The following is a 23716-nucleotide window of genomic DNA, read 5'->3' as shown; positions in this document are numbered from 1 at the left end:
TTTATTTTTCTAAATTAACTCTTAACATTGATTTAATATTTTATATATCATCTCTTTTATCAATATTGATAAGTATTTTTGTAATAAGATTTTTTGTTTTTAGAAAACATTTTGAAATTTTTGCACTTTGTAAGATTTTTATAACTCAAATTTTTATAATGTTTATTGGATCTTATTTGTTTGATATGTTTCTTGTTAGTGTAAAAAATCCATCAATATCTCAAATTTGCAGTATTATTATTTGTGCCTTCTTGAGTTTTTTTATAAATAGATTTATTAACAAATAGAGAAAATAGTATTTGCAAATAAAAAAAATATTTTTACAGTAAAAGAAACTTTTTTTATGCAGTACACAAATCGAAATACAGTTGTCGAAATTGACAAAATACTTGGCGAAAAAAAACAAGTTCTAGACCACGGGTTCGTCTGCGTCGTAGATTACATGGGTTGCGACAGCGATATAGCAAATGCAGCAAGGGTTTCCTATGGGCAAGGCACAAAAACAGTCAACCAAGACGAGGGATTGATAAGATATTTAATGCGTCATCACCACACAACACCTTTTGAAATGTGCGAAATAAAGCTGCATTTAAAGATGCCAATTTTTATCGCTCGTCAGTGGATGCGTCATAGAACGGCAAATATAAACGAGATTTCGGCGCGATATTCAATTATTAAAGACGAATTTTATGTTCCCGAGCTTGATAGAATGGCTATGCAATCTGCAATTAATAATCAAGGCAGTGGTGAAAAATTGTCAGATGATATAGCCCAAAAATGCCAAAATATAATACAAGAAAACTGCCTTAATGCTTTTGAAAGTTACGATGATTTAATTAATAAAAAACTACTTGCAAGAGAGCTTTCAAGAACAATTTTGCCACAAAATACATATACTGAGTTTTTTTGGAAGATAGATCTTCATAACCTTCTTCACTTCCTTCGCCTCAGAGCAGATAGCCATGCACAAAAGGAAATTCAGCAATTCGCCTTTGCAATTTTGGATATAGTTAAAATCTGGGTTCCGGTTGTTTATCAAGCATTTATGGACTATAGAGTAAAGTCTGAAAACATGTCAGCAATAGATCTTGAGGTGATAAAATCTTGCTTAAATATAGACAAAGTCAAAGATTACATCGAGCAAAATAAAGACTCAAAAAAGGGCGATATTAAAGAATTAATTACAAAGCTTGAAAAATTTATTCGGTAGTTTTTGGTGAATTAAAAATTATTTTTTCAATAACATTCTTCGTTATATGGAAATAAAGATTTTCATTATTTAATATATACTTAAAAAATATAATTGTTAAAAAAGAAAAAGAATTTAAAATTTTATAAGAATTAAATAATAAAAAAAACTTGACAAATAAAAATAATACTCTCTGATGTAGTGAATTACGATTTTGTTTTTGTTTGAAAATGAGTTCTTCTGCTGAAAAAATATACTCTTTTGAGGATGTTGTTAAAATGTTTAAGCGTCATGAAAATGATTCCGGTTCTTCTGAAATCCAGATAGTTATGATGACTTATCAAATATCATATCTTACTAGACACCTTCGTGAATTTCCAATGGATCATGACGCAAAAAGAAGGCTTATACAAATTGTTCATCGTAGAAGAAAGTTGTTAAAGTATCTAAGGAATTCTGGTGAAATTGCCCAATTCCAAAAGTTAATTGATGTTCTAAATATAAGATATAGTAGTAAAGTTTAATTAATAATATGTCGACGACTTATAAAAAATCCGCAAATGAAACTAAGCACGCAAATAACTCCGAGCACAGGAGGTTTGTTTTAATTGACGCATCTGGAATTGTTGTTGGTAGATTGGCGGCTTATGTTGCATCTCTTTTGCGTGGTAAAAATAAAACAGTTTTTACGACACATTGTATAACTGGTGATTTTGTAATTATTACAAATGCTTCAAAGGCTATTTTTACGTCAGATAAGTATAACACAAAAAAATACCATAGACATACAGGATTTCCTGGTGGACTAAAAACTCTAACTCCAAAACAACTTTGTTATAAAAATCAAGCTTACAAGATTTTGGAAGATGCTATAAGAGGAATGTTGCCACATAATACGCTTGGTAGGGAAATGTTTAGAAATCTCAGAGTTTTCAATGAAAGCAATCATGGTCATGATGCGCAAAATCCAATTCTTATAGATTTTGCAACTTTAAATAGAAAAAATTCGGTAAAATAATTTTATATCTATATGCCAAAAACAGTAAAAACAGAAGACAATGCATCACAAGTTGTTGCAACCAAACCAGCAAAAAAAACTCCTACATCTTCAAACTCTGTAGCAACAAAAAAAATTGCAACATCGACTAAAACGGCAAAAGCCACACTTCTTGCAAAGCCTTCACAAAAGGTTAGTTCTGTATCCGAAAAATCTATTTCTTCAGACAATATAAGTGTTAAAAACAAGACGGTTGTCAAAAAAACAATTAAAAATTCATTTTCTTCCTTTCATGCTGTTGGCAAAAGAAAAGCTTGCGTTGCAAGGGTATGGTTGTCTATCGCAGATCAAAAGGGTTCTGGTGTTATAACTATTAATGGAAGAAATTTTGTTGACTTTTTTGGTCCTAGGTCTGTTTATAGTAAAAAACTTGAGATACCTTTTGCCACTTCTCTTTTAAATATATCCGATTTTAATCTCTCGATCTCAACAAACGGCGGAGGAATGACTGGATGTATAGATGCTATATCTCTTGGTTTGTCAAGGGCTTTAATTTTATTTGATGCAAAGTTATCTATGGATTTAAAACATGCTGGACTTCTTACAAGAGACTCAAGGGTTGTTGAGTCAAAGAAGTATGGTCTTCGCAAGGCGAGAAAAAGAGAACAATATTCAAAGAGGTAATATGTTTTTTGTATATAAGAATAATAAAAATTTTTTAATCTTTTCTTTTTATTTAACACTATGAGACATATGGTAAAATCTAGGAAGCTTGGTAGAAATACGCCGCATAGAATGTCTATGCTTAGAAATTTAGCTTCATCTCTTTTTGAACATGGAACTATATCAACAACACTTGGTAGAGCGAAGGAGTTGAGATCTTTTGCTGAAAAAATGATAACAATTGCAAAAACAAAAGACAAGTTGAATGCAATTAGATTGTTAAAGTCAAAGCTTTATACAAAAGTTGCCATACAAAAGTGTATCGAAATGGCTGAAAAAGACTTCAAAGAAAGAAATGGTGGTTACACTAGGGTTGTAAAAAATGGCTTTAGATATGGTGACTGTGCTCCAGTTGGGGTTATACAATTTGTTCTTGAAAGTAAAACGAAAAAACAGTCCAGCAAAATTAGTTAGTAATATTTTGTAGATTTTTTCCTTATTTTTATGTCAAATCCAGCTATTTCTGATTTTCTAAAAATTGTTGAAAATTCAATTTCATCTTTTAATAAACTTGATGATTTAGAGGAGTCTGGAGAGGTTCTTTCTGTATCCGATGGAATTGTTAATATTTTTGGATTAAATAAAGTTGCAATTGGTGAAATGATTTCTTTTTCATCTGGTGCAAAGGGCATGGTTTTAAATATTGAATCTGACAAAATATCAGCGGTTTTGTTTGGGAAAGACTCGGATGTTTCCCAGTCTGATATCGTCAAAAGATCTGGTTCTCAACTATCCGTAAAGGTTGGATTTGATTTACTTGGAAGAATTGTGGATGCAATAGGAAATCCAATAGATGGCTTGGGTGAGATAAAATCAAATATATTTTCCAATGTTGAAATAAAAGCACCTGGTATAATAGATAGAAAGTCAGTACACGAACCTTTGCAAACAGGAATTAAGCTAATAGATGCGTTAATACCAATAGGAAGAGGGCAGAGAGAGCTTGTAATAGGCGACAGAAAAACAGGAAGAACTGCAATTGCAATAGACACTATTATAAATCAAGCAAAAATTAATAAAAATCTTCCGGAAAAAGAAAGAATGTATTGCGTTTATGTTGCAATAGGGCAAAAAATGTCAAATGTTGCAAGAATAGCTGAGATTTTAAAAGAAAATGATGCTATGCAATATACAACTATAGTATTTGCAAGTGCTTCCGATGTTGCTTCTATGCAATTTATATCACCATACACTGGATGCTCTATTGCTGAATATTTCAGGGATAACGGAATGCATTCATTGATTGTATATGATGATTTAACAAAGCATGCCATTGCATATAGACAAATGTCTTTGCTTTTGAAAAGACCGCCGGCGCGCGAAGCTTATCCAGGGGATGTGTTTTATTTGCATTCAAGATTACTTGAAAGGGCAGCTAAAATGTGTGATAATAAAGGTTCTGGATCGCTTACAGCACTTCCAATGATTGAAACTCAAGCAAACGATGTTTCCGCTTATATACCAACGAATGTAATTTCAATTACAGATGGTCAAATTTTCCTTGAAACGGATTTGTTTTTAAAGGGTGTGAGACCTGCTGTAAATATCGGGCTTTCTGTTTCAAGAGTTGGCTCGGCAGCTCAAACGAAAGCTATGAAAAAAGTTTCTGGTAGGTTAAAAATAGATCTTGCGCAGTTTAGAGAATTGGAGGCATTTGCCCAATTTTCATCAGACTTAGATGATGTTACAAAAAAGACAATTGAAAATGGTCAAAAATTAGTTCAAATTTTAAAACAAGATCAATTAAGTCCTTTACAGATGGCTGAGCAAGTGTGTCTTTTGTATGCAACTAAAGATGAATTTATATCAAAAATTCCTATTGATAAAATTAGGATTTTTGAACAAAAACTGTTGGATAATTTCCAAAATAATCAAGATCTTTTTGCTTCAATTACAAAAGAATTAGACATAACAAAAGATATTGAATTAAAAATAGTTAATTTAATAAATACAACAATCAATGATATATAGAGCAATTATTTTAACATTTATTATATCATCTTGCTCATTTTTTAATCGCTACGAAGATGATAAAATGAAAGATATTGCAGGTGAGGTCTCATCTATTGTTAAAAATAAGTATATAAAACCTGTAAATCAAGAAAAAATATCACATGCAATGGTTAGAGCTATTACATCTGAACTTGATGAGTATTCTGATTTTTTTGATGTAGATGATTATAAATATTTTTCCGACAGTGTAACAAATTCAATAGGCGGTATAGGCGTTGAAATAAATAAACATCAAGATGGGGCGATGATTATGTCAGTTTTGCAAGATTCACCAGCTCAGAAATCTGGATTAAAAACAAATGACATTATAATAAATATTAATGGTAAAGAAATTAGCAGTTTTAATTTACTTGAAATATCAAAATTAATGAAAGGAGAAGTTGGTGCAAAAATAACTTTGACTGTCATGAATAACGATGTAAATAGAATAATATCGATCAGAAGAGACAAGATATCTCATCAAACAGTGGAAATTGATAAAATGAGCAGAATGCCAATAATAAAAATTAAATCTTTTACCGCTTCAACATCTTTTCAAATGAAAGAAGTGTTGGATAAATTAAAAAAATATAAACCCCTTGGATTGATAATTGATTTACAGGGAAATCCAGGTGGCCTTATGGAGCCAGCTTTGGATTTGGCTTCATTTTTTTTACATAATAATGAAGTAATCGCTCAAATACTTTATAAAAATCGTAAAATGGATAAAATTTTTTCAGATAGTGAATTTTTTGATCCATTTTATTCAAAAATACCAATTGTTATAATATCTGACGAAGGAACGGCTTCCGCAAGTGAGTTGTTTATAGCAGCCATGATGGATAATAATCGTGCAGTTTTAATAGGGTCAAAAACTTTTGGTAAGGGGGTTATTCAGGATATTATACCGCTAAATTCAATACCTGGAACAGCAATTAAGCTTACAATTGCCGAGTATTTAACGCCAAATGGAAATAAAATTAATAAAGTTGGAATTAATCCGGCTGTTATATGTAGTCGGGACTCATGTAATCAAAAAGAGGTTGCAGAGAAAATAATAACATCTTATTATTAGATTGTAAATTTATTTTATATAAGTTGGTTAATCTATTTTCACTTGACTTTTATTTTTTATAGTTAGAGATTTAATCATTATTTTTTTTTACATGAAAAAAATTTTTCTGTTACTTGCATTTCTATTAATTATTTGTGCATATTTTATTTTTACAATAAGGATAGAAATTGGAAAAAAAATTCACAATATTGAACCTGAAAAACACGGTAATGCTGGCTGCATAATTGCAAATAAAGATGGCTATATTCTAATGTCAAAGGGGGTAAAAACAAAAAAATATCATATACCTGGCGGAACTGCTATGGGATATGAATCTCCAGAAGATACAGCAATGCGTGAAACTTTTGAAGAAATCGGTATAAAGCCAACAATAGTGAAGCTTTTTGCTCTGAAAGAAAATAATTTTTATATATTTTTTTGCAAGATTAACGAAGAATATTTAGACCATGAGCATGTTTTTGAAGATGAAATTTCCGGTAATGAATGGGTTGATGTAAAAAATATTGATAGCAAATTATTAAGATATCCTAGCGAGTATAAATCAATAGTAGAAAGTGAAGAATTTAAATCTTTTGTTTTGGAAAATGATTAATTTAAAAAACTTAATAAACAAAATTAAAAATACAAAATATATACAAAATATACTTCACAGTTTTTTATACGCATTTAATATTTTTTATAAAGTACCTTTTGTTGGTACATTGTTGCTAAAATTTATCAATTTAATTAAGTTTTTTTACAAAGCAATATACAATAAATTATCAAAATTTATAAAATTCTTTCAAATTAGTAAAAATAATACAATTCCATTGTTAAATACTGATCCAAATATAGTTTCCGTTTTGATAAACACGTCTCAAGAAAATCAAAAATTTAAAAAACTTTTCACCATTTCTTTTATACTAATTGTGATACTTTTATGTCTAATTGGTTTTAAAAAATTTCACTTTTATAATTCATCATCAATGCCGGATATAAAAATATCAAAGGGCTTCGTTGCACATATTGCAATTGAAGGCGTTATACACAAAGATAAAGATATATACGATTCACTTGTAAAAATAGAAAGCAATGATAGCATAAAAGCTGTTATTTTAAGCATAAATTCCCCAGGTGGATCGGTTGAGCCTAGTGAAAGAATTTTTCAATTGATTAGAAAAATTGATGAAAAAAAACCGGTTGTTGTATGCATGGAAAGCGTTGCTGCATCTGGTGGTTACATGATTGCTGTGGCTGGAAGGCATATTTTTGCAATGAATAGTACCATAACAGGCTCAATTGGGGTTTATACTCAGTCTCTTGAAATAGTTGAGCTTGCTCAAAAACTTGGCATAAAAATGAACTATATAAAGACAAGTCCAATTAAAGGATCTCCGCATATGTTTGAGAAAATATCAGATGATGTAATAAAAATGGAGCAAGATTTAATAACGCAAATGCATGATTTATTTAAAAATATCGTTGCCGAAAGAAGAGGTATGACAAAGCAGGAGGTTGATTTTATTTCCCAGGGTCAGATTTTCACTGGAATGTCAGCTTTAAAATATAGGCTAATAGATGAAATAGGAAACGAAAATGATGCGTTAAAGTGGTTAATTGATCAAAAATTGGTATCAAAAGATATTAAAATGTCTGAAATTCATTTAAAACCAGAAAAAGATAGTACAAAATTTTTCTCATTTGCAAAACACATTGGTCAAAATTTTACAGAAGGACTTCTTTTGTCATTTAAAGAAAAAGAATTTAAAGAATTTATGTATTAAGTATGCAAAAACAACATTTAAAACTTCCAAAATTAATAATATACGACTGGGATAATACACTTGCAGACACTGCAGATGTTATAACACGAGTTATCAATAGATTAAGAGCTGATTGCTCAAAATCACCACTTTCAACAAGTGAAATTTTAAGCTCAACTGGCGATCCAGATTGTGATTGGGTAATTGAATTATTCGGTAAATATTCTAATGAAAATGCTGATAAATATATAGAATATTATAATGAGGAAAATTTTGGCTTTGAAGCACAATTGCTACTTGGGGCAAAAGATTTGGTTGAAAAAGCAGCAAAATTAAACATAAAACAGGGGGTTGTAACGAATAAAGAGTCTGTCATAGCTCATGGGGAATGTGCCGAGCTTGGAATGAGAGATAATTTTTTAGATTTCGTTGGAAGATGTGATGTTGAAAATAAAAAACCAAGCCCAGATGGTGTAATTAAGATTGTTGATCAATATAAAAAAATGTTCAATGATTTTATAGAAAAAGATGATATTTGGTTTGTTGGTGATACAATGATAGACATGGCATGTGCTGGAAATTACGGCTGCCCAGGTCTTTTTGTTGGAATGCCGGAGTGGATAACCGATAAATACAAAGATTATATATATTTTATTGGAAATTTACACAATATATCAGATTTACTTGATGAGCTAAGTAGATAAATGCCATAAGTAAAGAGAGTAGGGCGATGATTTTATTGTATTTACAGGGTTGCCGAATTTTTAAACTTCTTATCTATTTTGACCTTCAATTTTAACAAAAGCGGCATCTTCTTTTTTATCTTTTCATATTCTTTTTCAAGGATTTCAAAATATTTACTTGGAAATTTATCACTAGAAATATTTTTACCATTATAATAGCACATATTTATATTCTTGCCGCTTACAAAATGAGCAACTTTTTCAATATCATCGCTCCAGATTCCAATTTTGGTATTAATGCTTTTTTCATTGATAAAATATTTTGTCATTCCGGAAAAATGTTTCATAATTTTACCATCTTTATTTTTTAGACCATGGCCGAGGTAATATTCAATGCTATTATGATTGCTTTTTTTAACAGAAACTAAAAAACCTTTTTCAAGAGATTCATTTGTCATGCCGTTTGAAATAAAAATACGCAACTCTTGGTTGTATTTTTGCAATATAACTTTATTTTCCTCTTTTGGATTGGAATCGTAAGCTCGGGCAGGGCTATCTTTTATCACATTATGCAACTTTTGTAGTTTTTGCATTTTATTAAAATGCTCAGATACCGAAAAGGTGAATCTTTCTTCATTTTCTGGGTAGTTATTTTTAAAAAATATTTTATCATCATCTATTTTATCAAGATATCTATTTCTATAAAAGATATTTTTATCAATTTTTGCTATATCAAATAAAGTATCTTCGTGCATTTTTGACCTATATCGCATGTTATTTATCTGCATTTCTATTTTTGATAATTGATTTATTTTTGTAAAATCAATGTAGTCTTTTTTGATACCTTTATATTGAAAATATTGAATTTTTCCGGTTTCTAGATTTTTCTCTCTTACGATGCCGTACATATTAGAACCCCAATGGATACCTTGGTAAATTATAAATTGATTATTCTCAGATTTTGAGATTTTAAAGCAAATGCCAGATGGATAAATTAAATCCAATGTCTGTCCGTAAAAAGGTCCAAAATATACTTGATCATACGATCTTATTACGCCAGAAAAATTGTTATTTTCTCCAATAAAACAAGTGAAATGAAACCCATAATCTATGTATTGAGTTATTTCATTTGAAGTAGTTAAATTCATTACAGCATAACAAAGACAACTGATTATATGAAGTAAAAAATATTTTTCAAGTTTTTTTTATATAAAGGTAGTGAAATTTTAGTTAAGGCTTGACAATAAAAAAAATATACTTATAATAAAATGTTAATTTTTATTTTATTTACCAAAATATGCAAAAAAATGAAGTTCAAAAAACAAAAGAAAAACTATTGTTACTATCAGATGCACAACGAAGAGAAAATATTATTACAGGAAACAATGACCTGATATCGACTTTCCGAACACAAAAGGAAGAAAAAATACAAAAGACAGCGATTGTAATGGAAAAAATTAAAGCATTGGATGATAGGATTAGCATGAAAATTGTAGACAATAAACAAATTCAAATATGTTGTGGCGGATTAGATCAACGATTTCACGCTCTTAATATGAAGAATCTTGATCTTCATATACAAGGTAATCAAGATAAAATACGTGCTTTGACTAAAGAAGATTTTAATTATTACGAAGGACAAATAAATACACACGGAGAAAAATGTCAATACTTCAAGATATTTATCTTATGTGCAGCACTCCTGATGATAATACAGCATTAAAGATTATTGATTTTATTAATGATAATAAACACAATATTATTTTCAATGATGCTTTTGTTGATAAAATAGTTGAATTGGAAAAAATAAGGAAAGAAATAATTGAAAGTGAAAGAAAAAGTATTCTTGATAGAAATGAGATAGAAGAGTTGACAAAAAAAATAATAAGTTGACAAAAAAAAATAATGATTTAAATAATAGGTTAAATAAGGAGTTGACTGAACGTATGTCAATATACCTTGTTAATAATTTAGAAGCAAATAGATCAATGTATGATAGATTTAGAGATTTCCTATGTTGTGGAGGAAATCAACCTGAAGTAGTAGTAGTACAAAGAAAAGAAAATGAAGGCAATACAAAAGATATTTTTCTTATAACAGCGTCACATTCAGTTCTTTCTCGCGTATTTCAAGAATTACAAGGAGGACAAGGAAGACAACAAGTGTCAACATTGCATCGTAATGCAGTAAATATAGAATTAACGCAAGATCAACTGTTGCATTATTTACTCAATAATAATCAATCCAATTATAATTATGATACTATCAAACAAGAGATTATCGAAAACAAAGATGAAGAGAGTAAAAACAATAAAAATATTGAAAAATTGACAGAAGATTTGAAAGCCAGTGAAAAGGCATTATCGGAGAAAAAAAATAGTTTTGGTATTATGCTATCGAAATTATCATCAGTTAATAACCACAATACAGCAGTATCAGATAGAGATATCCAAATCAAGATGAAGAATAATAGTTACCAACAACAAATTCTTCAAAAAAAAACAACAAAAACAACAACATTCTCCAGATTGATAATTTGAAACAGAGAGAAGCGGAATTATCGGAGAGAAAAAAGCAGTTTATTTATCATAATATTTATTATGCGATAATTTGCCAGATCTTTATTGATGTCAAGTTGATTCGCTATTGATTGTCATTGTCTTGATTAAATAGGATCTTTACAAAAGATTCATTTGTTCATTTATTGGTGGATTTTGTTTTATTTTTTCTTGATTAAATAGCTTTATATTATATTTTTTGCAAAAATTGATAAATTTTTCACTATTTTTATTAAATTTTCCAAAATAATCTATATTTTTATCAATACCCTCTTCTTCTATTATAATCAAACTTGCCAGTTTTTTTGACAAAAATGCATTATCTCTATCATTTATTAGTGCTAACTTGATTACATTATTATCAATTTCATCAATTTTTTCATAAATTTCCTCTATATTTTTGTATTTATTAAGCAAAAATTGAGCTTTTTTCCTTCCTATGCCATTTACACCTGGTATATTATCAGATGTATCGCCAATTAATGCAAGGTAATCAACAATTTGAGAAGGTTTAACTCCAAAATTGTCAAATACTTGCTCTGTATGAATAAACCCCCTATCCTTCTGACTGTAAACCGAAACCCCATCTCCTACAAGCTGCATTAAATCTTTATCGCTTGTTGAAATCACAACATTAGCATTATTTTCCTTTCCAATTTTTGTATAAGTTGCAATTATATCATCGGCCTCGTAACCATTTATCCGTAATGATTTTAGGTCAGATGAAGCTATAAATTCATCTAAAATTGCAAATTGCGGAATTAAATCTTCTGGGCATTTAATCCTATTTGCTTTATATTCAGAAAACATTTCATGCCTAATGCCCTTTCCAGATCCATCTAGGGCAAGAATTACCCAATCATGGCTGACATAATCAAATAAACTTATAAGAGATTTTATGACGCCATAAACGGCATTTATATTTATTCCAGATTCAGTTGGCATATAGCTTAAAGCGTAGTAAGATCTAAAAAGTAGACCGTATAAATCAATTATTAATAAAGTTTTCTTGTTCATTTTAGTTTATAATAAAACCTATCTTTTATTCTTGCATCAAGATATTCGACACCTGCATTATCTGAAAATAAATTTAATTTTGTACTTCCAATTTCGCAAATATTTGCAATATAATCATTGTCTAAATTTGATGGCAACATAATGGTTGCACCATTTTGCAAAACTAAATCCCATCTACGATTTCCAACATTAATATACTCTTTTATTTTGATTTTATCGCAATTTTGTATTTTTTTATACATATCCATGTAAAAGTCAATTTCTTCAATGGAAAAATTTGTAATTTGGGCAAATTTATAACTTTCAATTTTTTGATTTTCATAGTAGACGTATTTTCCAATATTGTCTATTAAATATTTTTCACCAGAAAATTTGTCTTGCGCAAAAGAAACAACGTTAATTTCCTCGATATATATTAATAAAGATCGAAATGGCATTCTTTTTATGTAAATTGATTTTACAAAAGGATTTTTTAATATTTGATATGAGATTTCTTGAATTTTTGATTTATTTGTATCTGAGTTAATAATATTTACTATCAAGTTTTTTATATCTTCATTTTCTATATAATTTAAGTTGTTTATTCTTATTTTTACTCCATTTAATAGGTAATTATCAAAAATATTAACAACGTATATTAAATTTATTGCATTTTTTTGTAATAATGATGAGACTTTTGCTAAATTATCTTCTTTAGATTTTATAACAAATAAAGAAAATAATATAGACGTAATTAGCATGAAAAATTTAATGTAGTAATACAATATTCTAATTTTTCGCTGCAATTTGATACTTTTTGCAGAAATTTTGTAATTATCCGCAATGTGCATCATATTTTATAAATTTAATATTATGTATTAAAAATAATGGCAAAAAAACCAGTTTTAATCTGTGTTTTAAATAATTGAAAAGTTCATATTCATTGTTAAATTTTGCATATCTAATAACAAATGTTAAAAAAAATAACAAAAAAAGCTTTATATAAAAGGCTTTTGCAATGTAAGAAAGGTGATTTTTATTCACAATATGCATCATAAACCATTAACTTTAACAAAGTTTCAAATTCAATTCCGTTTTTAGCCGCAACTTCTGGGAAGATTGACAGTTTTGTAAAACCTGGGTGGGTATTTGTCTCTAAGATTATAATTTTTCCCGTGCTAAGTTCAACTTTAAAGTCCGATCTAGACAGTGTTTTACAACCCAAAGCAAGATGTGCAGTTTCGGCAAAACCAAGAAGTTTGTTATAAATATCACTTGGAAGCTCAGCTGGGTAAATATGCTCGGTTTTATTGTCTGTGTATTTATTTTCGTAGTTATAAAAGCCATTTTTTGGGTTTAATTGCAAAATTCCAAGTGCTTTTCCAAGTAAAACCGGAACTGAAACCTCAAGCCCTCCAACAAATTCCTGAACGAAAAAGTTTTGAGATTTACATTTTAAAGACTCGCTAATATCAAAACCACCCCCCTGCTCTATTATCGAAACGCCTATTGAAGACCCGCCATCTACAGGCTTAATGACTAGCTTTTTTGCGTCAAAATCTAAGAATAGTTTTGAGATTTTGTCGAAGTCTTTAATTTCGCTTCGTGTGGCAACAATTCCTTTTGCAATAGGTATATTATGTTTTACAAAAATGCTTTCTGCAAGGGGTTTTTGCATGGCTATAATGGATGCCAAATAGCCGCTGTGAGTATATTTTATGTCCAAAAAATCAAGTATCGCAGGCAGTCTTCCATCTTCACCAAACTCCCCGTGCATAGCGTTTAAAACAACGTCTGGCTTAATTTTTTTAAGATTGTCTATTAAATTTTCATCACATTCAAGTGCATCAATGCTTAAAAAGTCGCTTTTTTGTAGGTTTTCAAGAATTGAACGAGCAGACGACCTTGAGACCTCAGATTCCTCAAAATTTCCACCATAAACAACAGCAAGCTTAATTTTTGTAAAATCAAATTTTTTTACTTTACTAATAATTTCTTCAAAAAGCATATAAATTTTACAAGTTATGTGATGCACGAAATATCAAAAAGAATTATTTAAAAATCAAGACTTTTTTATCAATATTTTCGTGTTTATTAAGAAAATTTCAACTCAACTCACGGTAATAATATTTTTTATATTTTGTATATTAATTATACCTTCTTTAATGGAAATTATATCTCTTGAATCAACGAATAAAAAACCATTTTTATCTATATTTCCGCGTGAAAAATTTTTATCGCATAATTCAATTTTTAACATTTTTGTAGATTTAAAATGCAAAAATTCAACTAATTTACCAATTTTAACAGAGTTTTCAACAATATCGTAGCCAATAACTTCAAATTCATAAAATTCATTGTTTTTTAATTTTGGAAAATCACTTTGATAGCAAAAAATTTCTGTTTTTACTAATTTTTCAATATCATTTCTTGATGCAAAACCTTCTATTTGAGAAATCCATATATCATTTTTATGTTTTTTACAAGATTTTAGCTCAAAAATATCTCCATTTGCAAATTTTGTCAGTTTTGAAAATTGATCTAAATCGTTCACCTCTGAGTAAATTTTAACTTGACCTTTAATACCAAAGGCAGATATAATCGTTCCTATTTTTACCAATTTCGTCATATATTATTGTATAATTACAAATGGTGGATGATATTGGGCTCGAACCAACGACCTCTACGATGTCAACGTAACGCTCTAACCAACTGAGCTAATCATCCAATATCAAATTTTGGTATGCCCGATAGGATTCGAACCTATGACCCACGGTTTAGAAAACCGTTGCTCTATCCAGCTGAGCTACGGGCACTCCTAATGAGTGCAATCCATTTTATTTTCAAAAGTCAAGTATTTTTTTGTTGCATATAAAAAATATTACTTTTTAATGATTCAAATTTTTATTTAAGCTTGAAAAATCCTACGCATATATCTTTTATAATGGATGGAAATAGGAGATGGGCGAAAAAAAGATTTTTACCAGACATTGCAGGTCATAGATCTGGTGCATTAAATATTGAAAAAATATTAATATGTGCAAGCGAGCTTGAAATACCTTATGTAACTTTTTATACTTTTTCTACGGAAAATTGGTCCAGGAATGAAGTAGAGGTTAGCGATCTTTTTAATTTAATGAGAGAGTATGTATTATCAAATTTATCAAAATTTCAGGAAGATGAAAGATTTATATTTAAAATAATTGGCGATGTAGAAAAACTCCCAATTGACTTGCAAGATAGCTTAAAAAAGCTCGAATCTATATCAAAAGAAAAAAAGCAATATACAACAACTGCAATTTTTGCAATAAATTATGGCGGAAGGGATGAAATTGTTAGATCTGTAAATAAAATACTTAGTCAAAAATCTGAGAATAATTATCAAATTTCTGAAGATGATATATTAGATAATCTCGATACAAAAGGCATTCCAGATGTTGATATTATGATAAGAACCGGTGGAAATCAAAGAATTAGCAATTTTCTAATATTTCAGTCAATTTACGCTGAGTTATTTTTCACAGACACGCTTTGGCCTGATTTTTCAAAAAACGAATTACATTTAATAATTGATGAATATAAAAAAAGAGTTAGAAAATATGGAAAATAATTTTTTACTTGAATATTAAGAAGAATGTATTTTAATTAAATTAATTAAACTTGTTTTATGAGTAATTATATTAAAACTTTTCTTGGCATATTGGCTGCGTTATGTATTAAATTTGTTAATTTTGTAAAGGAAATATCAATTATTTTGCAAAAAACTATAGCAGCAGATGAAAACATGCAAAAAAGAATTTATAGCGGAGGAGTTTTTGGATTAATCTTTGTTATATGTATATTAGTTGGGGGAATAGCGTTTAACTGCTTAATGCTTCTTTTGACCTTGGTAGCTTATCATGAATGGCTTGAAATTATATCTATACTAAAAAATAATGTAAAAAAATATCAAACATGGCTTTTCATGGGCGTTGCATATATTGGAATTCCAGTAGCCTGCCTTGTTACAATATCTGGTTATACCAAAGGTTCATCGATAATATTTTGGTATTTTTGTGTTATTTGGGCTACAGATTGCGGTGCTTATTTTGTTGGCAAAAGATTTGGAGGTAGAAAACTTGCACCAAAAATTAGCCCAGGAAAAACCTTGTCAGGTGCAATTGGTGGTTTGATATCAGGTATTGTGGTTGGTGTGTTTATGTATTTTACTCTAATAAAAACCCCGTTTAATATAGGAATTTTTAATGCTGGAGTTGCAGCCTTATTTATATCAATTTTTGCCCAAATGAGTGATTTACTTGAGTCTTATATTAAAAGGAAATTTAACATCAAAGACAGTGGAAATATTATACCAGGTCATGGCGGAATAATGGATAGAATGGATAGCATTACACTATCGGCTCCATTTCTATTTATAATACTAAATAATGTTGGTGCTCAGTATTTTTAATTTTTTTAAAATATTTACTTGAAAAATAAAAAAATACTTTTACGCTAGTTTTTAAGTATTATTATTTTGTATAATGTCTTTCATAAGTAACGTCAAAAATGAGCTTTTAAAAATTAAAACTCCTACAAAAAGCGAGGTTATTCAGTCAAGTATTATGCTTATTGTGGTATTATTTGTAACTGCAATTTTACTTTCATTGTTAGATTATTTATTGTCATTTATTTCATTATTATTTAGTTAATATGTCGCAAGATTTTAATTGGTACACAATATGCGTTCAGCCTAAAACTGAAGACTTGGTTGTAAAAAAAATTGAAACCATACTTGGAAAATCACTTGGTGAAGAGTATCAGTCATATGTTGAAGAATTATTTGTTCCAAAAACAACATCTATGATTATACAAGATGGAGAAAAGAAAGAAGTTCAAACTAATGCATACCCTGGCTATATTTTTGCCAAATTACGCATGTCGGACTTTTTAAAAATGATGCTTTTGGGTGTAGACGGAGTGCGTAATTTTCTTGTTGGGAGTGATAAAGAGCCAAAGAAAATTTCTCAACGCGAATACCAAGATATTATAACTTCAGTGCAAAATATATCTAAATCCGAGTCTGCAAATAGAATATTTGTAATAGGAGATAAAATTAAAGTTAAAGAAGGGTCCTTTCAGGAATTTGATGGAATTGTATCAGGTGTTGACTTAGAAAATTCAATTGCTGAAATTAAGGTTTCGGTTTTTGGAAAAGAGGTTGATGTAAATATTCCATTTTCTGGAATAGTTAAAATTTAATACGATTTTTTATATCCAAAATAACTTTAATATTTAACGATATTTATAGTAATTCTCGGAAGCTAGTATTTTTAATTAATAATTTTATTATCAGATTTGTTGGTGAAGCTGATTGTATTTTTTGATTCAACTTCTGACAAACTTTCTGATATTAATTCCTTTTGAATTGTTTTTATTTCGTCCTGTTTGAGATTGGTCATTAATGTGTCAATATCTTTTTTACGATTAACATAATATTCGTCCATTTTACTCAATTCCGTTTTTAAGAATTCATCAGCTTTCTTTCTAGTTTTTTTAATTTCATCTATTGATTTTTTGTTTTTTTCAGACAACAAATCCTTTGCTGTTTTTAATTTTTTTTCTAGATTTTCTATCTTGTTATCAATTTCAATTCTATCATTTTCAATTTGCAAAATATTATTATTCAAAAACTTGGAAATAATTTTTGTAACAATAAAACCAAATAAGCAAATACCAATAAAAGAAGAAAAATGGGCAATATGATCAATATGCATAAACTCAACATTTATTGCTTATGGTAATTTAATAAAAATTATATGCAAGTTTTTATTTACTTTTATAAAATATATGATATAAGGTAGAAGTTCTTATAGATAATATGAACCAATTGGTTACAGTTTTTTGCAATTCAGACGAGTTAAGTAAGTATATTGTATGGGAATTTGCTAATAACGGATACAATGTAAATGTTGTTGTTGATGATATAAAAAAAGCAAATTATATGAAATCTTATGGACTTCCAGGTAGAATATCGATAGTTACAGGGGATATAGTAAATTATACACAAATCACATCCTTTATAAAAATATCTGACATTGTCGTCAATTGCTTTGATTTAAAAATTGGTAATAAAAAATATTTAAATCTTGTCAACTCTTTTTTTCCTGACTTTTTAGCGGAATGCGCGGCAAAATATAATATTAAGAAGTATATACATATATCTTCAATATCTGCTGAGCTAGACTCAAAATCAAGCTATGGAGCTATGAAGAAGAATGCAGAAAATAACATTATTGAAAAAGCAAAACATTGTTCAACAATTTTAAGAATTGGAAATTTAATTTCAAATGAGTCAAAATATATTTCATGTATATGTCAATTTGCAAATTTACCATTTATTGTGCTGCCAAAATCTATAAAAAATAATTTTTTATATCTAACAAATGCAATTGATATTGCAAAAAGTATAATAAATACAGTAAATGATAACAAAACAAATGGTAAAATTTACAACTTAGTAAATCAGGAAATAAATCAATTAGATTTTGTAAAATCAATTTTAACAACAGTAAATAAAAATCCAAAAATTGTTTTCATACCAAACAAATTATCAAAAATTAAATATTCATTTATGCAAAAAATACCAAGTGATTTTTTGTGCTTTGCGTCTCAGATTTTATATTCAAGTGATATAGTGAATTCAAATAAAATTAATGTAAATATGTTTGAAAAATTAGGAATTAAGTCTTTAAACTGGAACGAATATTCAGAAAAAATATGCCTTAGAAACGAAGATTTTGGAATTTACGATGAAAATATTGATATAAAAAATTACTACTAATTTGCTTTTTATATGGCAGAAATTGAAAAACCAGACTGGATAAGGGTAAAAGCGCCAATTTCTGGTGGTTTTAACGACACAAACGAGCTAATGCGCAAAAAAGGGCTTCACACAGTTTGCGAAGAGGCGGCATGCCCAAACATAGGCCAGTGCTGGGAAAAAAAGCATGCAACCTTCATGATTTTAGGCTCAATTTGCACCCGTGCATGTAAATTTTGCAATGTTGCAACTGGAACGCCACTTAAAATTGACCCACATGAACCGCAGAAAGTCGCAGAATCTGTGCAGGTTTTGGGACTAAAACACGTCGTGATAACGTCGGTTGACAGAGACGATTTGGACGACGGCGGGGCTGATCATTTTGCAAAAACCATCGATTGTATAAGGAATTTATCGCCCCAGACGACTATTGAAATTTTGACGCCAGATTTTTTACGCAAGGACGAAAAAATCACGCTAAATAAACTGGCAATTGATTTTCCGCCAGATGTTTTTAACCACAATATAGAAACCGTTCCATCGCTTTATCAATCAATTCGCCCTGGAAGTCGTTATTTTAACTCGTTATTTTTACTTCGGCGGGTCAAGGAATTAAACGAAAATTTATTCACAAAATCGGGAATTATGGTTGGACTTGGCGAAGAAAAAGAGGAAATTTTACAGGTTATGGACGATTTACGCTCGGCAAATGTTGATTTTATAACTATTGGTCAGTATTTGCGACCAACTCAAAAACACGCTGAAGTGAAAAAATATTACACACCGGACGAGTTTCGCTACCTTGAAAGAATGGCTTATATAAAGGGATTTTTGATGGTTTCAAGCTCACCACTAACGCGTTCATCATTTCATGCTGGAGATGATTTTGAGAAGTTAAAAGCAAATAAGTTAAAAAATAACAAAATACTTAAAAACTAGATTATATTCATTTCGGAATTCTAAAGAAACTTAATAGATATGAAACTTTATGGAATTGCAATTATAAAAAAGACTAAATATAGATAAATATCTTATAATTTTAAGATATTATATTGATTATATAGCTATACTGTGTCTACCTTTTCTTCTTCTATTTGACAAAACTTTTCTTCCACCTTTTGTAGACATTCTAGCCCTAAATCCGTGAGAGTTTCTCCTCTTTCTTTTACTAGGTTGATAAGTTCTAAGCATACATTTTAATCAAAGCTTACTTCATCCTTACAACTTTTTTTTAATAGTCAAGAAAAAAATAATAATTGTTTCTAAATTAATTATTGGCATTTAAGAGTTATAATTTTGAGTAAAAAATATATAATTTTTATAAAATGATTTTTAATTTTTTATTTTTGTAATTTCGTATTCATTTTTATCTATATCTCGTATTATATATCCATAGTCTTTAATTTTGCTCTTTATTTCGTCTGCAAGTTGAAAATTTTTCTCATTTTTAGCAGATTTTCTCATTTTTGCAAGCTCTAAAACCTCACTTGGAATGTCAATTTTTTCATTATAACTGGACAAAAAATCAGACGGCTTGGAAGAAAAAAGACCTATCAAACGCCCCATAGAATAAAGCTGAAATGCTGTTTTTTTTGCTCCATCTTCGCTACGATTATATATTATGTCATGTGTCAAAGAGTGCATAATTGCTATGTATTTTGCAGTATTTAGGTTTTCCAAAATCGCATCAACGGCAAGAGGCGGGATGTCAAAATTATCGTCCGTAAAATCGTATTTTTCAAGAAGTGTATAAAATCGTTTCATAGCAATTTCACTGTCTACAATTAGTTTTTTTGTAAAATCAAGCGGCTTTGAATAAGACGCGGAAAGAAGGGAAAAGCGTATAATCTCAGGGTGAACACCATTTTCCATTAAATTATACGGCGTTATGAAATTTCCTAGCGATTTACTCATTTTTTCACCGTCAACAAGCAAAAAGCCATTATGTATCCAGTATTTTGCAAAATTTTTGCCACTTGCACACACGCTTTGAGCAATTTCGTTGTCGTGATGCGGGAATTTTAAGTCCGCGCCGCCGCCGTGAATGTCGAATTCGTCGCCCAAATATTTTGCCGCCATGGCCGAACATTCTATATGCCAACCCGGTCTTCCATAACCAAATTTTGTGTCAAATCCATTGGCATCAACCGGTTTCCAAAGCACAAAATCTCCATCGTCTATCTTGTAATTTTCAACTTCAACTCTTGCACCAGCTATTAAATCTTCTTGATTTTTTTTAGATAAAATGCAGTATTTATCGAAGGTTTTTACTGAAAATAAAACATGTCCGTCTTTTATATAGGCATACCCTTTTTCAAGTAATTTGTCTATTATTTTTATCATTTCGTCGATATGCTGGGTTGCTTTTGGCTCAACGGTTGGCGAAAGGCAACCAAGTTTTTCAGTGTCTTGATGAAATTGAGATATAGTATTTTTTGTAATTTCGGCAATACTGATGCTGGTTTTTTCACTTTCCGCTATAATTTTGTCATCAACATCTGTGATATTGCGAACATATGTAACATTTGGATAAATGTGCTTTAAAATACGATATAAAACATCGTAAAAAATAAAACTTCTTGCATTACCAAGGTGTGGACGAGAATAAACTGTTGGACCGCAAACATACATGCGAATATTTTCTTTGTCAATCGGCTCAAAATCAACCATTTTCGCAGACAAGGAGTCGTAAAACTTTAAAACCTTACCTGCGAAAATCATATATTAAATAGAGAAGCGAATAAAAGCTTTAACTTTAATTTCACCGCCATTTTCTTTGCCAAATTTTTCAACAAATTCCTTGACTTTAATTGAGGAATCTATTGCAAATGCTTGTTCAAGTAATACATTTTCTTGTAGTGATTTTTGAAGCTTACCATCTACAATTTTAGCAATTATATCAGCAGGTTTTCCAGAATCTTTCATTTGGTTCGTAAAGATTTCTCTTTCAGATTTTATAAATTCCTCGGAAACATCGTCAGTTGATAAAAATGCAGGATTGAAAGCTGCTATATGCATGCCAATTTGTCTTCCGCATTCCTCAAGTTTGTCTTTTGCAATTGAAGATTCAAGTGCAACTGCAACTGCGATTTTACCAAAATTTTCACAAGCTTTAGTGTGTATGTAACTTGCAACAACGCCGTTTGAAACTGATAATTTGCTGTAAGCAAGGAATAAAACATTTTCGCCAACATTTCCAACACTTGCGGAAATTTCATCTGCAATTGTTAGACCTGAACTAATCATCTTAACGTTTTTTGCCGATTCAAAATCTACTGGTTTTTCCTTGGCAAGGGTATTTAAAATAGTTGAAACAAGAGATTGAAATTTTTCGTTTCTTGCGACAAAATCAGTTTCGCATGCAATTTTTACTAATACAGCTTCATTTCCTAAAGAAATAACGCCAGCAAGACCTTCTTTTGCATCTCTATCTGCTTTTTTCGAGGCTTGGGCTATACCCTTTTCACGCAAAAGCTTCATTGCTGCATCGATATCGTTATTAGTTTGAGCAAGAGCGTCTTTACATGCAGAAAGACCAGCACCACTTATATCTCTTAATTTTTTTAAATTTTCCATATATTTATATATAATTATGCCTCAACATTAACAACTGTTTTTCCAGCTTTGTTTTGAAATGCTATCTTTCCGTCAATTAGTGAAAAAATAGTGTGATCTTTTCCAAGTCCAACATTTTTTCCTGGGTGCCATTTTGTACCACGCTGTCTAACAATAATATTTCCAGCCACAACGCTTTCACCACCAAATTTCTTAACGCCAAGCCTTCTGCCTGCTGAATCTCTTCCATTTCGTGAACTACCACCAGCTTTTTTCGATGCCATAAAAGAATAAAATTGTAGACTAGTGAAACATAATTTTTTTAATAGTCAACTATTTTTTTTTATTGACTTTTATTTTTTAATCCCAGCCTCTTATATTAATAGGGGTGTGGCTCAATTGGTAGAGTAGCGGTCTCCAAAACCGCGGGTTGCAGGTTCGAGTCCTGTCGCCCCTGCCACAAAAATTGCCTTTTATTTAAATTCTATCACTGCATGCTATTTCGTAAAATCTATTCATACAAGAATTATTTTTTTGCTTAGATTTTTAGCAGTTTTGTTCATTTTTTTGATTATAGTATTTCAATTATACAAATCTTTGAAAACAAGCTTACAAGCGTGATAGAGAAATATGTATAGTTTTGTCAATTATTTCATGCTCTCTATAAGATTTTAAATTTTCAAGCGGGACGATTTCAAAGCTATCCGCAAGACATTGCTCCATAAGAGTTGTTTTATGTAGATTTAAAGCGTTTACTATTTCATCACAATGAGTTGCTATTTGAATTGAAATTCTATCAGTTACATTATAACCATTTGCCTTTCTATCTTGTTGAATTAGCCTATTAATATCACGCATTATGCCTTCAGAAATCAAGTCTTGAGTAAGCTCGACATCAAGTTTTACCGCAACATCGGCACCTTTTGAAAACTGCGTTGCAATCTTATCATTTGGCAAGAAAGACAAGTCAAAATCGCATTTTTCAATTTCAATATCGGCGATTTTAACATTACCACTGGGCATTTTTTCATATTCACCATTTTTTTGAGCATTTAAAACTTTTTGGATATCTTTTCCAATTTTTGGGCCAAGGGTTTTAAAGTTTATCTGTAAAACCTCTTTACCTATGCTTGAAATATCGCTTGAAAGCTCGATTGATTTTACATTAATTTCATCCAAAATAATGTCTCTATATTTACCTATAAAATCGACATTTTTTCCATAAATCCACATTTTTGCAAGAGGAAGGCGAACACGAAGATTTGCCTCTTTTCTAATGGAAAGCGCCGTACTACAAATATGCCTAATTTTCGCGATTTCATCAATTAAAGCCGAGTCAATTTTTGCATTTATTTGCGGGAAATTTTGAAGATGTATAGAGTTCATATTAAAATCAAAATGCAA

30 protein-coding genes and 3 tRNA genes are annotated in these 23716 nt (G+C 29.7%); 20 read left to right on the top strand and 13 right to left on the bottom strand.

Going from position 1 to position 23716, the window contains the following annotated elements; all coding sequences use genetic code 11:
• The first annotated feature begins 343 nt into the window (after positions 1-343).
• From thyX to deia_RS02445, 10 genes are all read left to right on the top strand, one after another.
• On the top strand, positions 344-1210 hold the full coding sequence (gene thyX / locus deia_RS02490; RefSeq protein WP_146820588.1) for an FAD-dependent thymidylate synthase: 867 nt from the start codon (positions 344-346) through the stop codon (positions 1208-1210).
• Positions 1211-1419: 209 nt separating this feature from the next.
• Positions 1420-1713, top strand: a complete 294-nt coding sequence (gene rpsO, locus deia_RS02485) for a 30S ribosomal protein S15 (RefSeq protein WP_146820587.1) — start codon at positions 1420-1422, stop codon at positions 1711-1713.
• An 8-nt stretch (positions 1714-1721) separates the two neighbouring features.
• Positions 1722-2207 carry a 50S ribosomal protein L13 gene (gene rplM / locus deia_RS02480; protein WP_146820586.1) on the top strand — a complete coding sequence of 162 codons (486 nt, stop codon included), beginning with the start codon at positions 1722-1724 and terminating at the stop codon, positions 2205-2207.
• A gap of 12 nt (positions 2208-2219) precedes the next feature.
• Entirely contained in the window at positions 2220-2870 is a 651-nt protein-coding gene (rpsI, locus tag deia_RS02475) for a 30S ribosomal protein S9 (protein WP_146820585.1), read from the top strand.
• Between the two features lie 60 nt (positions 2871-2930).
• Positions 2931-3323, top strand: a complete 393-nt coding sequence (rplQ, locus tag deia_RS02470; protein ID WP_146820584.1) for a 50S ribosomal protein L17 — start codon at positions 2931-2933, stop codon at positions 3321-3323.
• A gap of 30 nt (positions 3324-3353) precedes the next feature.
• A complete protein-coding gene (gene atpA, locus deia_RS02465; protein ID WP_146820583.1) occupies positions 3354-4880 on the top strand; it encodes a F0F1 ATP synthase subunit alpha in 1527 nt (508 codons plus the stop codon).
• Positions 4870-5976, top strand: coding sequence for a S41 family peptidase (locus deia_RS02460; protein ID WP_146820582.1), 1107 nt, complete (start codon positions 4870-4872; stop codon positions 5974-5976). The genes atpA and deia_RS02460 overlap by 11 nt, the downstream gene beginning before the upstream one ends.
• A 91-nt stretch (positions 5977-6067) precedes the next feature.
• Positions 6068-6568: an NUDIX hydrolase gene (locus deia_RS02455; RefSeq protein WP_146820581.1), complete on the top strand. Its 501-nt coding sequence runs from the start codon at positions 6068-6070 to the stop codon at positions 6566-6568.
• A 316-nt stretch (positions 6569-6884) separates the two neighbouring features.
• The gene (gene sppA / locus deia_RS02450) at positions 6885-7739 is read left to right on the top strand and encodes a signal peptide peptidase SppA (RefSeq protein ID WP_161982818.1); all 855 of its coding nucleotides are present in this window, start codon (positions 6885-6887) and stop codon (positions 7737-7739) included.
• A 2-nt stretch (positions 7740-7741) separates the two neighbouring features.
• Positions 7742-8422, top strand: a complete 681-nt coding sequence (locus deia_RS02445; RefSeq protein ID WP_146820579.1) for an HAD family hydrolase — start codon at positions 7742-7744, stop codon at positions 8420-8422.
• Between the two features lie 41 nt (positions 8423-8463).
• Here deia_RS02445 and deia_RS02440 read toward each other — a convergent pair whose 3' ends face one another.
• Positions 8464-9549: a hypothetical protein gene (locus deia_RS02440; RefSeq protein ID WP_146820578.1), complete on the bottom strand. Its 1086-nt coding sequence runs from the start codon at positions 9547-9549 to the stop codon at positions 8464-8466.
• Between the two features lie 149 nt (positions 9550-9698).
• Here deia_RS02440 and deia_RS02435 point away from each other — a divergent pair, with 149 nt between their 5' ends.
• The 3 genes from deia_RS02435 to deia_RS02425 are packed head-to-tail and all read left to right on the top strand — an operon-like array spanning position 9699 to position 10941.
• Positions 9699-10124 (top strand): hypothetical protein, encoded by a 426-nt coding sequence (locus tag deia_RS02435; protein ID WP_146820577.1) that lies wholly within the window; start codon positions 9699-9701, stop codon positions 10122-10124.
• Positions 10091-10294: a hypothetical protein gene (locus deia_RS05825; RefSeq protein WP_146820576.1), complete on the top strand. Its 204-nt coding sequence runs from the start codon at positions 10091-10093 to the stop codon at positions 10292-10294. Before deia_RS02435 ends, deia_RS05825 begins: the two co-directional genes overlap by 34 nt.
• A 53-nt stretch (positions 10295-10347) precedes the next feature.
• Positions 10348-10941 carry a hypothetical protein gene (locus tag deia_RS02425; RefSeq protein ID WP_146820575.1) on the top strand — a complete coding sequence of 198 codons (594 nt, stop codon included), beginning with the start codon at positions 10348-10350 and terminating at the stop codon, positions 10939-10941.
• A gap of 138 nt (positions 10942-11079) precedes the next feature.
• On the opposite strand, the gene deia_RS02420 is transcribed toward deia_RS02425, so the two are convergent.
• The 6 genes from deia_RS02420 to deia_RS02395 all read right to left on the bottom strand — a co-directional run bounded on the left by deia_RS02420 (position 11080) and on the right by deia_RS02395 (position 14771).
• Positions 11080-11976: a 5'-3' exonuclease gene (locus tag deia_RS02420; protein WP_146820574.1), complete on the bottom strand. Its 897-nt coding sequence runs from the start codon at positions 11974-11976 to the stop codon at positions 11080-11082.
• Entirely contained in the window at positions 11973-12809 is an 837-nt protein-coding gene (locus tag deia_RS02415) for a cell division protein FtsQ/DivIB (protein ID WP_146820573.1), read from the bottom strand. The genes deia_RS02420 and deia_RS02415 overlap by 4 nt, the downstream gene beginning before the upstream one ends.
• Positions 12810-12991: 182 nt before the next feature.
• Complete coding sequence (locus tag deia_RS02410; RefSeq protein ID WP_146820572.1) at positions 12992-13963, bottom strand: D-alanine--D-alanine ligase; 972 nt, start codon at positions 13961-13963, stop codon at positions 12992-12994.
• Between the two features lie 102 nt (positions 13964-14065).
• Complete coding sequence (rimM, locus tag deia_RS02405) at positions 14066-14584, bottom strand: ribosome maturation factor RimM (protein WP_146820571.1); 519 nt, start codon at positions 14582-14584, stop codon at positions 14066-14068.
• A gap of 21 nt (positions 14585-14605) precedes the next feature.
• Positions 14606-14682: transfer RNA gene (locus deia_RS02400), tRNA-Val, on the bottom strand.
• Between the two features lie 12 nt (positions 14683-14694).
• Positions 14695-14771, bottom strand: a tRNA-Arg gene (locus deia_RS02395).
• A gap of 98 nt (positions 14772-14869) precedes the next feature.
• Here deia_RS02395 and uppS point away from each other — a divergent pair.
• The 4 genes from uppS to nusG all read left to right on the top strand — a co-directional run bounded on the left by uppS (position 14870) and on the right by nusG (position 17196).
• The gene (gene uppS, locus deia_RS02390; protein WP_281284145.1) at positions 14870-15565 is read left to right on the top strand and encodes a polyprenyl diphosphate synthase; all 696 of its coding nucleotides are present in this window, start codon (positions 14870-14872) and stop codon (positions 15563-15565) included.
• 57 nt (positions 15566-15622) lie between these two features.
• Complete coding sequence (locus deia_RS02385; protein WP_146820569.1) at positions 15623-16405, top strand: phosphatidate cytidylyltransferase; 783 nt, start codon at positions 15623-15625, stop codon at positions 16403-16405.
• A 73-nt stretch (positions 16406-16478) separates the two neighbouring features.
• Positions 16479-16646, top strand: coding sequence for a preprotein translocase subunit SecE (gene secE, locus deia_RS02380; RefSeq protein ID WP_146820568.1), 168 nt, complete (start codon positions 16479-16481; stop codon positions 16644-16646).
• A 1-nt stretch (position 16647) separates the two neighbouring features.
• Positions 16648-17196 carry a transcription termination/antitermination protein NusG gene (gene nusG, locus deia_RS02375; protein WP_146820567.1) on the top strand — a complete coding sequence of 183 codons (549 nt, stop codon included), beginning with the start codon at positions 16648-16650 and terminating at the stop codon, positions 17194-17196.
• A gap of 71 nt (positions 17197-17267) precedes the next feature.
• Here the strand turns inward: nusG and deia_RS02370 are convergent, their stop codons facing one another.
• A complete protein-coding gene (locus deia_RS02370) occupies positions 17268-17624 on the bottom strand; it encodes a hypothetical protein (protein WP_146820566.1) in 357 nt (118 codons plus the stop codon).
• 191 nt (positions 17625-17815) lie between these two features.
• Between deia_RS02370 and deia_RS02365 the strand changes: the two genes are divergently transcribed.
• Together deia_RS02365 and lipA are read left to right on the top strand one after the other, a co-directional pair.
• A complete protein-coding gene (locus deia_RS02365) occupies positions 17816-18778 on the top strand; it encodes a Rossmann-fold NAD(P)-binding domain-containing protein (RefSeq protein WP_146820565.1) in 963 nt (320 codons plus the stop codon).
• A 12-nt stretch (positions 18779-18790) separates the two neighbouring features.
• Entirely contained in the window at positions 18791-19696 is a 906-nt protein-coding gene (lipA, locus tag deia_RS02360; RefSeq protein WP_146820564.1) for a lipoyl synthase, read from the top strand.
• A gap of 117 nt (positions 19697-19813) precedes the next feature.
• Here lipA and rpmH read toward each other — a convergent pair whose 3' ends face one another.
• The 4 genes from rpmH to rpmA all read right to left on the bottom strand — a co-directional run bounded on the left by rpmH (position 19814) and on the right by rpmA (position 22596).
• The gene (gene rpmH, locus deia_RS02355; RefSeq protein ID WP_146820563.1) at positions 19814-19948 is read right to left on the bottom strand and encodes a 50S ribosomal protein L34; all 135 of its coding nucleotides are present in this window, start codon (positions 19946-19948) and stop codon (positions 19814-19816) included.
• 141 nt (positions 19949-20089) lie between these two features.
• Positions 20090-21478 carry a cysteine--tRNA ligase gene (gene cysS, locus deia_RS02350; RefSeq protein ID WP_146820562.1) on the bottom strand — a complete coding sequence of 463 codons (1389 nt, stop codon included), beginning with the start codon at positions 21476-21478 and terminating at the stop codon, positions 20090-20092.
• Between the two features lie 3 nt (positions 21479-21481).
• Positions 21482-22333 (bottom strand): translation elongation factor Ts, encoded by an 852-nt coding sequence (gene tsf, locus deia_RS02345; RefSeq protein ID WP_146820561.1) that lies wholly within the window; start codon positions 22331-22333, stop codon positions 21482-21484.
• Between the two features lie 14 nt (positions 22334-22347).
• Entirely contained in the window at positions 22348-22596 is a 249-nt protein-coding gene (gene rpmA / locus deia_RS02340; protein WP_146820560.1) for a 50S ribosomal protein L27, read from the bottom strand.
• A gap of 100 nt (positions 22597-22696) precedes the next feature.
• Here rpmA and deia_RS02335 point away from each other — a divergent pair.
• Positions 22697-22772: transfer RNA gene (locus deia_RS02335), tRNA-Trp, on the top strand.
• A 149-nt stretch (positions 22773-22921) separates the two neighbouring features.
• On the opposite strand, the gene deia_RS02330 is transcribed toward deia_RS02335, so the two are convergent.
• Positions 22922-23698: a DUF5915 domain-containing protein gene (locus tag deia_RS02330; protein ID WP_146820559.1), complete on the bottom strand. Its 777-nt coding sequence runs from the start codon at positions 23696-23698 to the stop codon at positions 22922-22924.
• Positions 23699-23716: the final 18 nt, after the last annotated feature.

Origin of the sequence: Candidatus Deianiraea vastatrix (assembly GCF_007993655.1) — a bacterium.
Classification (GTDB): domain Bacteria; phylum Pseudomonadota; class Alphaproteobacteria; order Rickettsiales; family Deianiraeaceae; genus Deianiraea; species Deianiraea vastatrix.
Note: the sequence above shows the minus strand (reverse complement) of the source record. Positions and strands in the feature narration are given on the sequence as shown.

What these genes read in the sequence shown, in the direction of transcription:
- thyX (WP_146820588.1), top strand. Translation starts at nt 344, where the DNA reads ATGCAGTACACAAATCGAAATACAGTTGTCGAAATTGACAAAATACTT.
- rpsO (WP_146820587.1), top strand. Translation starts at nt 1,420, where the DNA reads ATGAGTTCTTCTGCTGAAAAAATATACTCTTTTGAGGATGTTGTTAAA.
- rplM (WP_146820586.1), top strand. Translation starts at nt 1,722, where the DNA reads ATGTCGACGACTTATAAAAAATCCGCAAATGAAACTAAGCACGCAAAT.
- rpsI (WP_146820585.1), top strand. Translation starts at nt 2,220, where the DNA reads ATGCCAAAAACAGTAAAAACAGAAGACAATGCATCACAAGTTGTTGCA.
- rplQ (WP_146820584.1), top strand. Translation starts at nt 2,931, where the DNA reads ATGAGACATATGGTAAAATCTAGGAAGCTTGGTAGAAATACGCCGCAT.
- atpA (WP_146820583.1), top strand. Translation starts at nt 3,354, where the DNA reads ATGTCAAATCCAGCTATTTCTGATTTTCTAAAAATTGTTGAAAATTCA.
- deia_RS02460 (WP_146820582.1), top strand. Translation starts at nt 4,870, where the DNA reads ATGATATATAGAGCAATTATTTTAACATTTATTATATCATCTTGCTCA.
- deia_RS02455 (WP_146820581.1), top strand. Translation starts at nt 6,068, where the DNA reads ATGAAAAAAATTTTTCTGTTACTTGCATTTCTATTAATTATTTGTGCA.
- deia_RS02445 (WP_146820579.1), top strand. Translation starts at nt 7,742, where the DNA reads ATGCAAAAACAACATTTAAAACTTCCAAAATTAATAATATACGACTGG.
- deia_RS02440 (WP_146820578.1), bottom strand. Translation starts at nt 9,549, where the DNA reads ATGAATTTAACTACTTCAAATGAAATAACTCAATACATAGATTATGGG.
- deia_RS02435 (WP_146820577.1), top strand. Translation starts at nt 9,699, where the DNA reads ATGCAAAAAAATGAAGTTCAAAAAACAAAAGAAAAACTATTGTTACTA.
- deia_RS05825 (WP_146820576.1), top strand. Translation starts at nt 10,091, where the DNA reads ATGTGCAGCACTCCTGATGATAATACAGCATTAAAGATTATTGATTTT.
- deia_RS02425 (WP_146820575.1), top strand. Translation starts at nt 10,348, where the DNA reads ATGTCAATATACCTTGTTAATAATTTAGAAGCAAATAGATCAATGTAT.
- deia_RS02420 (WP_146820574.1), bottom strand. Translation starts at nt 11,976, where the DNA reads ATGAACAAGAAAACTTTATTAATAATTGATTTATACGGTCTACTTTTT.
- deia_RS02415 (WP_146820573.1), bottom strand. Translation starts at nt 12,809, where the DNA reads ATGATGCACATTGCGGATAATTACAAAATTTCTGCAAAAAGTATCAAA.
- deia_RS02410 (WP_146820572.1), bottom strand. Translation starts at nt 13,963, where the DNA reads ATGCTTTTTGAAGAAATTATTAGTAAAGTAAAAAAATTTGATTTTACA.
- rimM (WP_146820571.1), bottom strand. Translation starts at nt 14,584, where the DNA reads ATGACGAAATTGGTAAAAATAGGAACGATTATATCTGCCTTTGGTATT.
- deia_RS02385 (WP_146820569.1), top strand. Translation starts at nt 15,623, where the DNA reads ATGAGTAATTATATTAAAACTTTTCTTGGCATATTGGCTGCGTTATGT.
- secE (WP_146820568.1), top strand. Translation starts at nt 16,479, where the DNA reads ATGTCTTTCATAAGTAACGTCAAAAATGAGCTTTTAAAAATTAAAACT.
- nusG (WP_146820567.1), top strand. Translation starts at nt 16,648, where the DNA reads ATGTCGCAAGATTTTAATTGGTACACAATATGCGTTCAGCCTAAAACT.
- deia_RS02365 (WP_146820565.1), top strand. Translation starts at nt 17,816, where the DNA reads ATGAACCAATTGGTTACAGTTTTTTGCAATTCAGACGAGTTAAGTAAG.
- lipA (WP_146820564.1), top strand. Translation starts at nt 18,791, where the DNA reads ATGGCAGAAATTGAAAAACCAGACTGGATAAGGGTAAAAGCGCCAATT.
- rpmH (WP_146820563.1), bottom strand. Translation starts at nt 19,948, where the DNA reads ATGCTTAGAACTTATCAACCTAGTAAAAGAAAGAGGAGAAACTCTCAC.
- cysS (WP_146820562.1), bottom strand. Translation starts at nt 21,478, where the DNA reads ATGATTTTCGCAGGTAAGGTTTTAAAGTTTTACGACTCCTTGTCTGCG.
- tsf (WP_146820561.1), bottom strand. Translation starts at nt 22,333, where the DNA reads ATGGAAAATTTAAAAAAATTAAGAGATATAAGTGGTGCTGGTCTTTCT.
- rpmA (WP_146820560.1), bottom strand. Translation starts at nt 22,596, where the DNA reads ATGGCATCGAAAAAAGCTGGTGGTAGTTCACGAAATGGAAGAGATTCA.
- deia_RS02330 (WP_146820559.1), bottom strand. Translation starts at nt 23,698, where the DNA reads ATGAACTCTATACATCTTCAAAATTTCCCGCAAATAAATGCAAAAATT.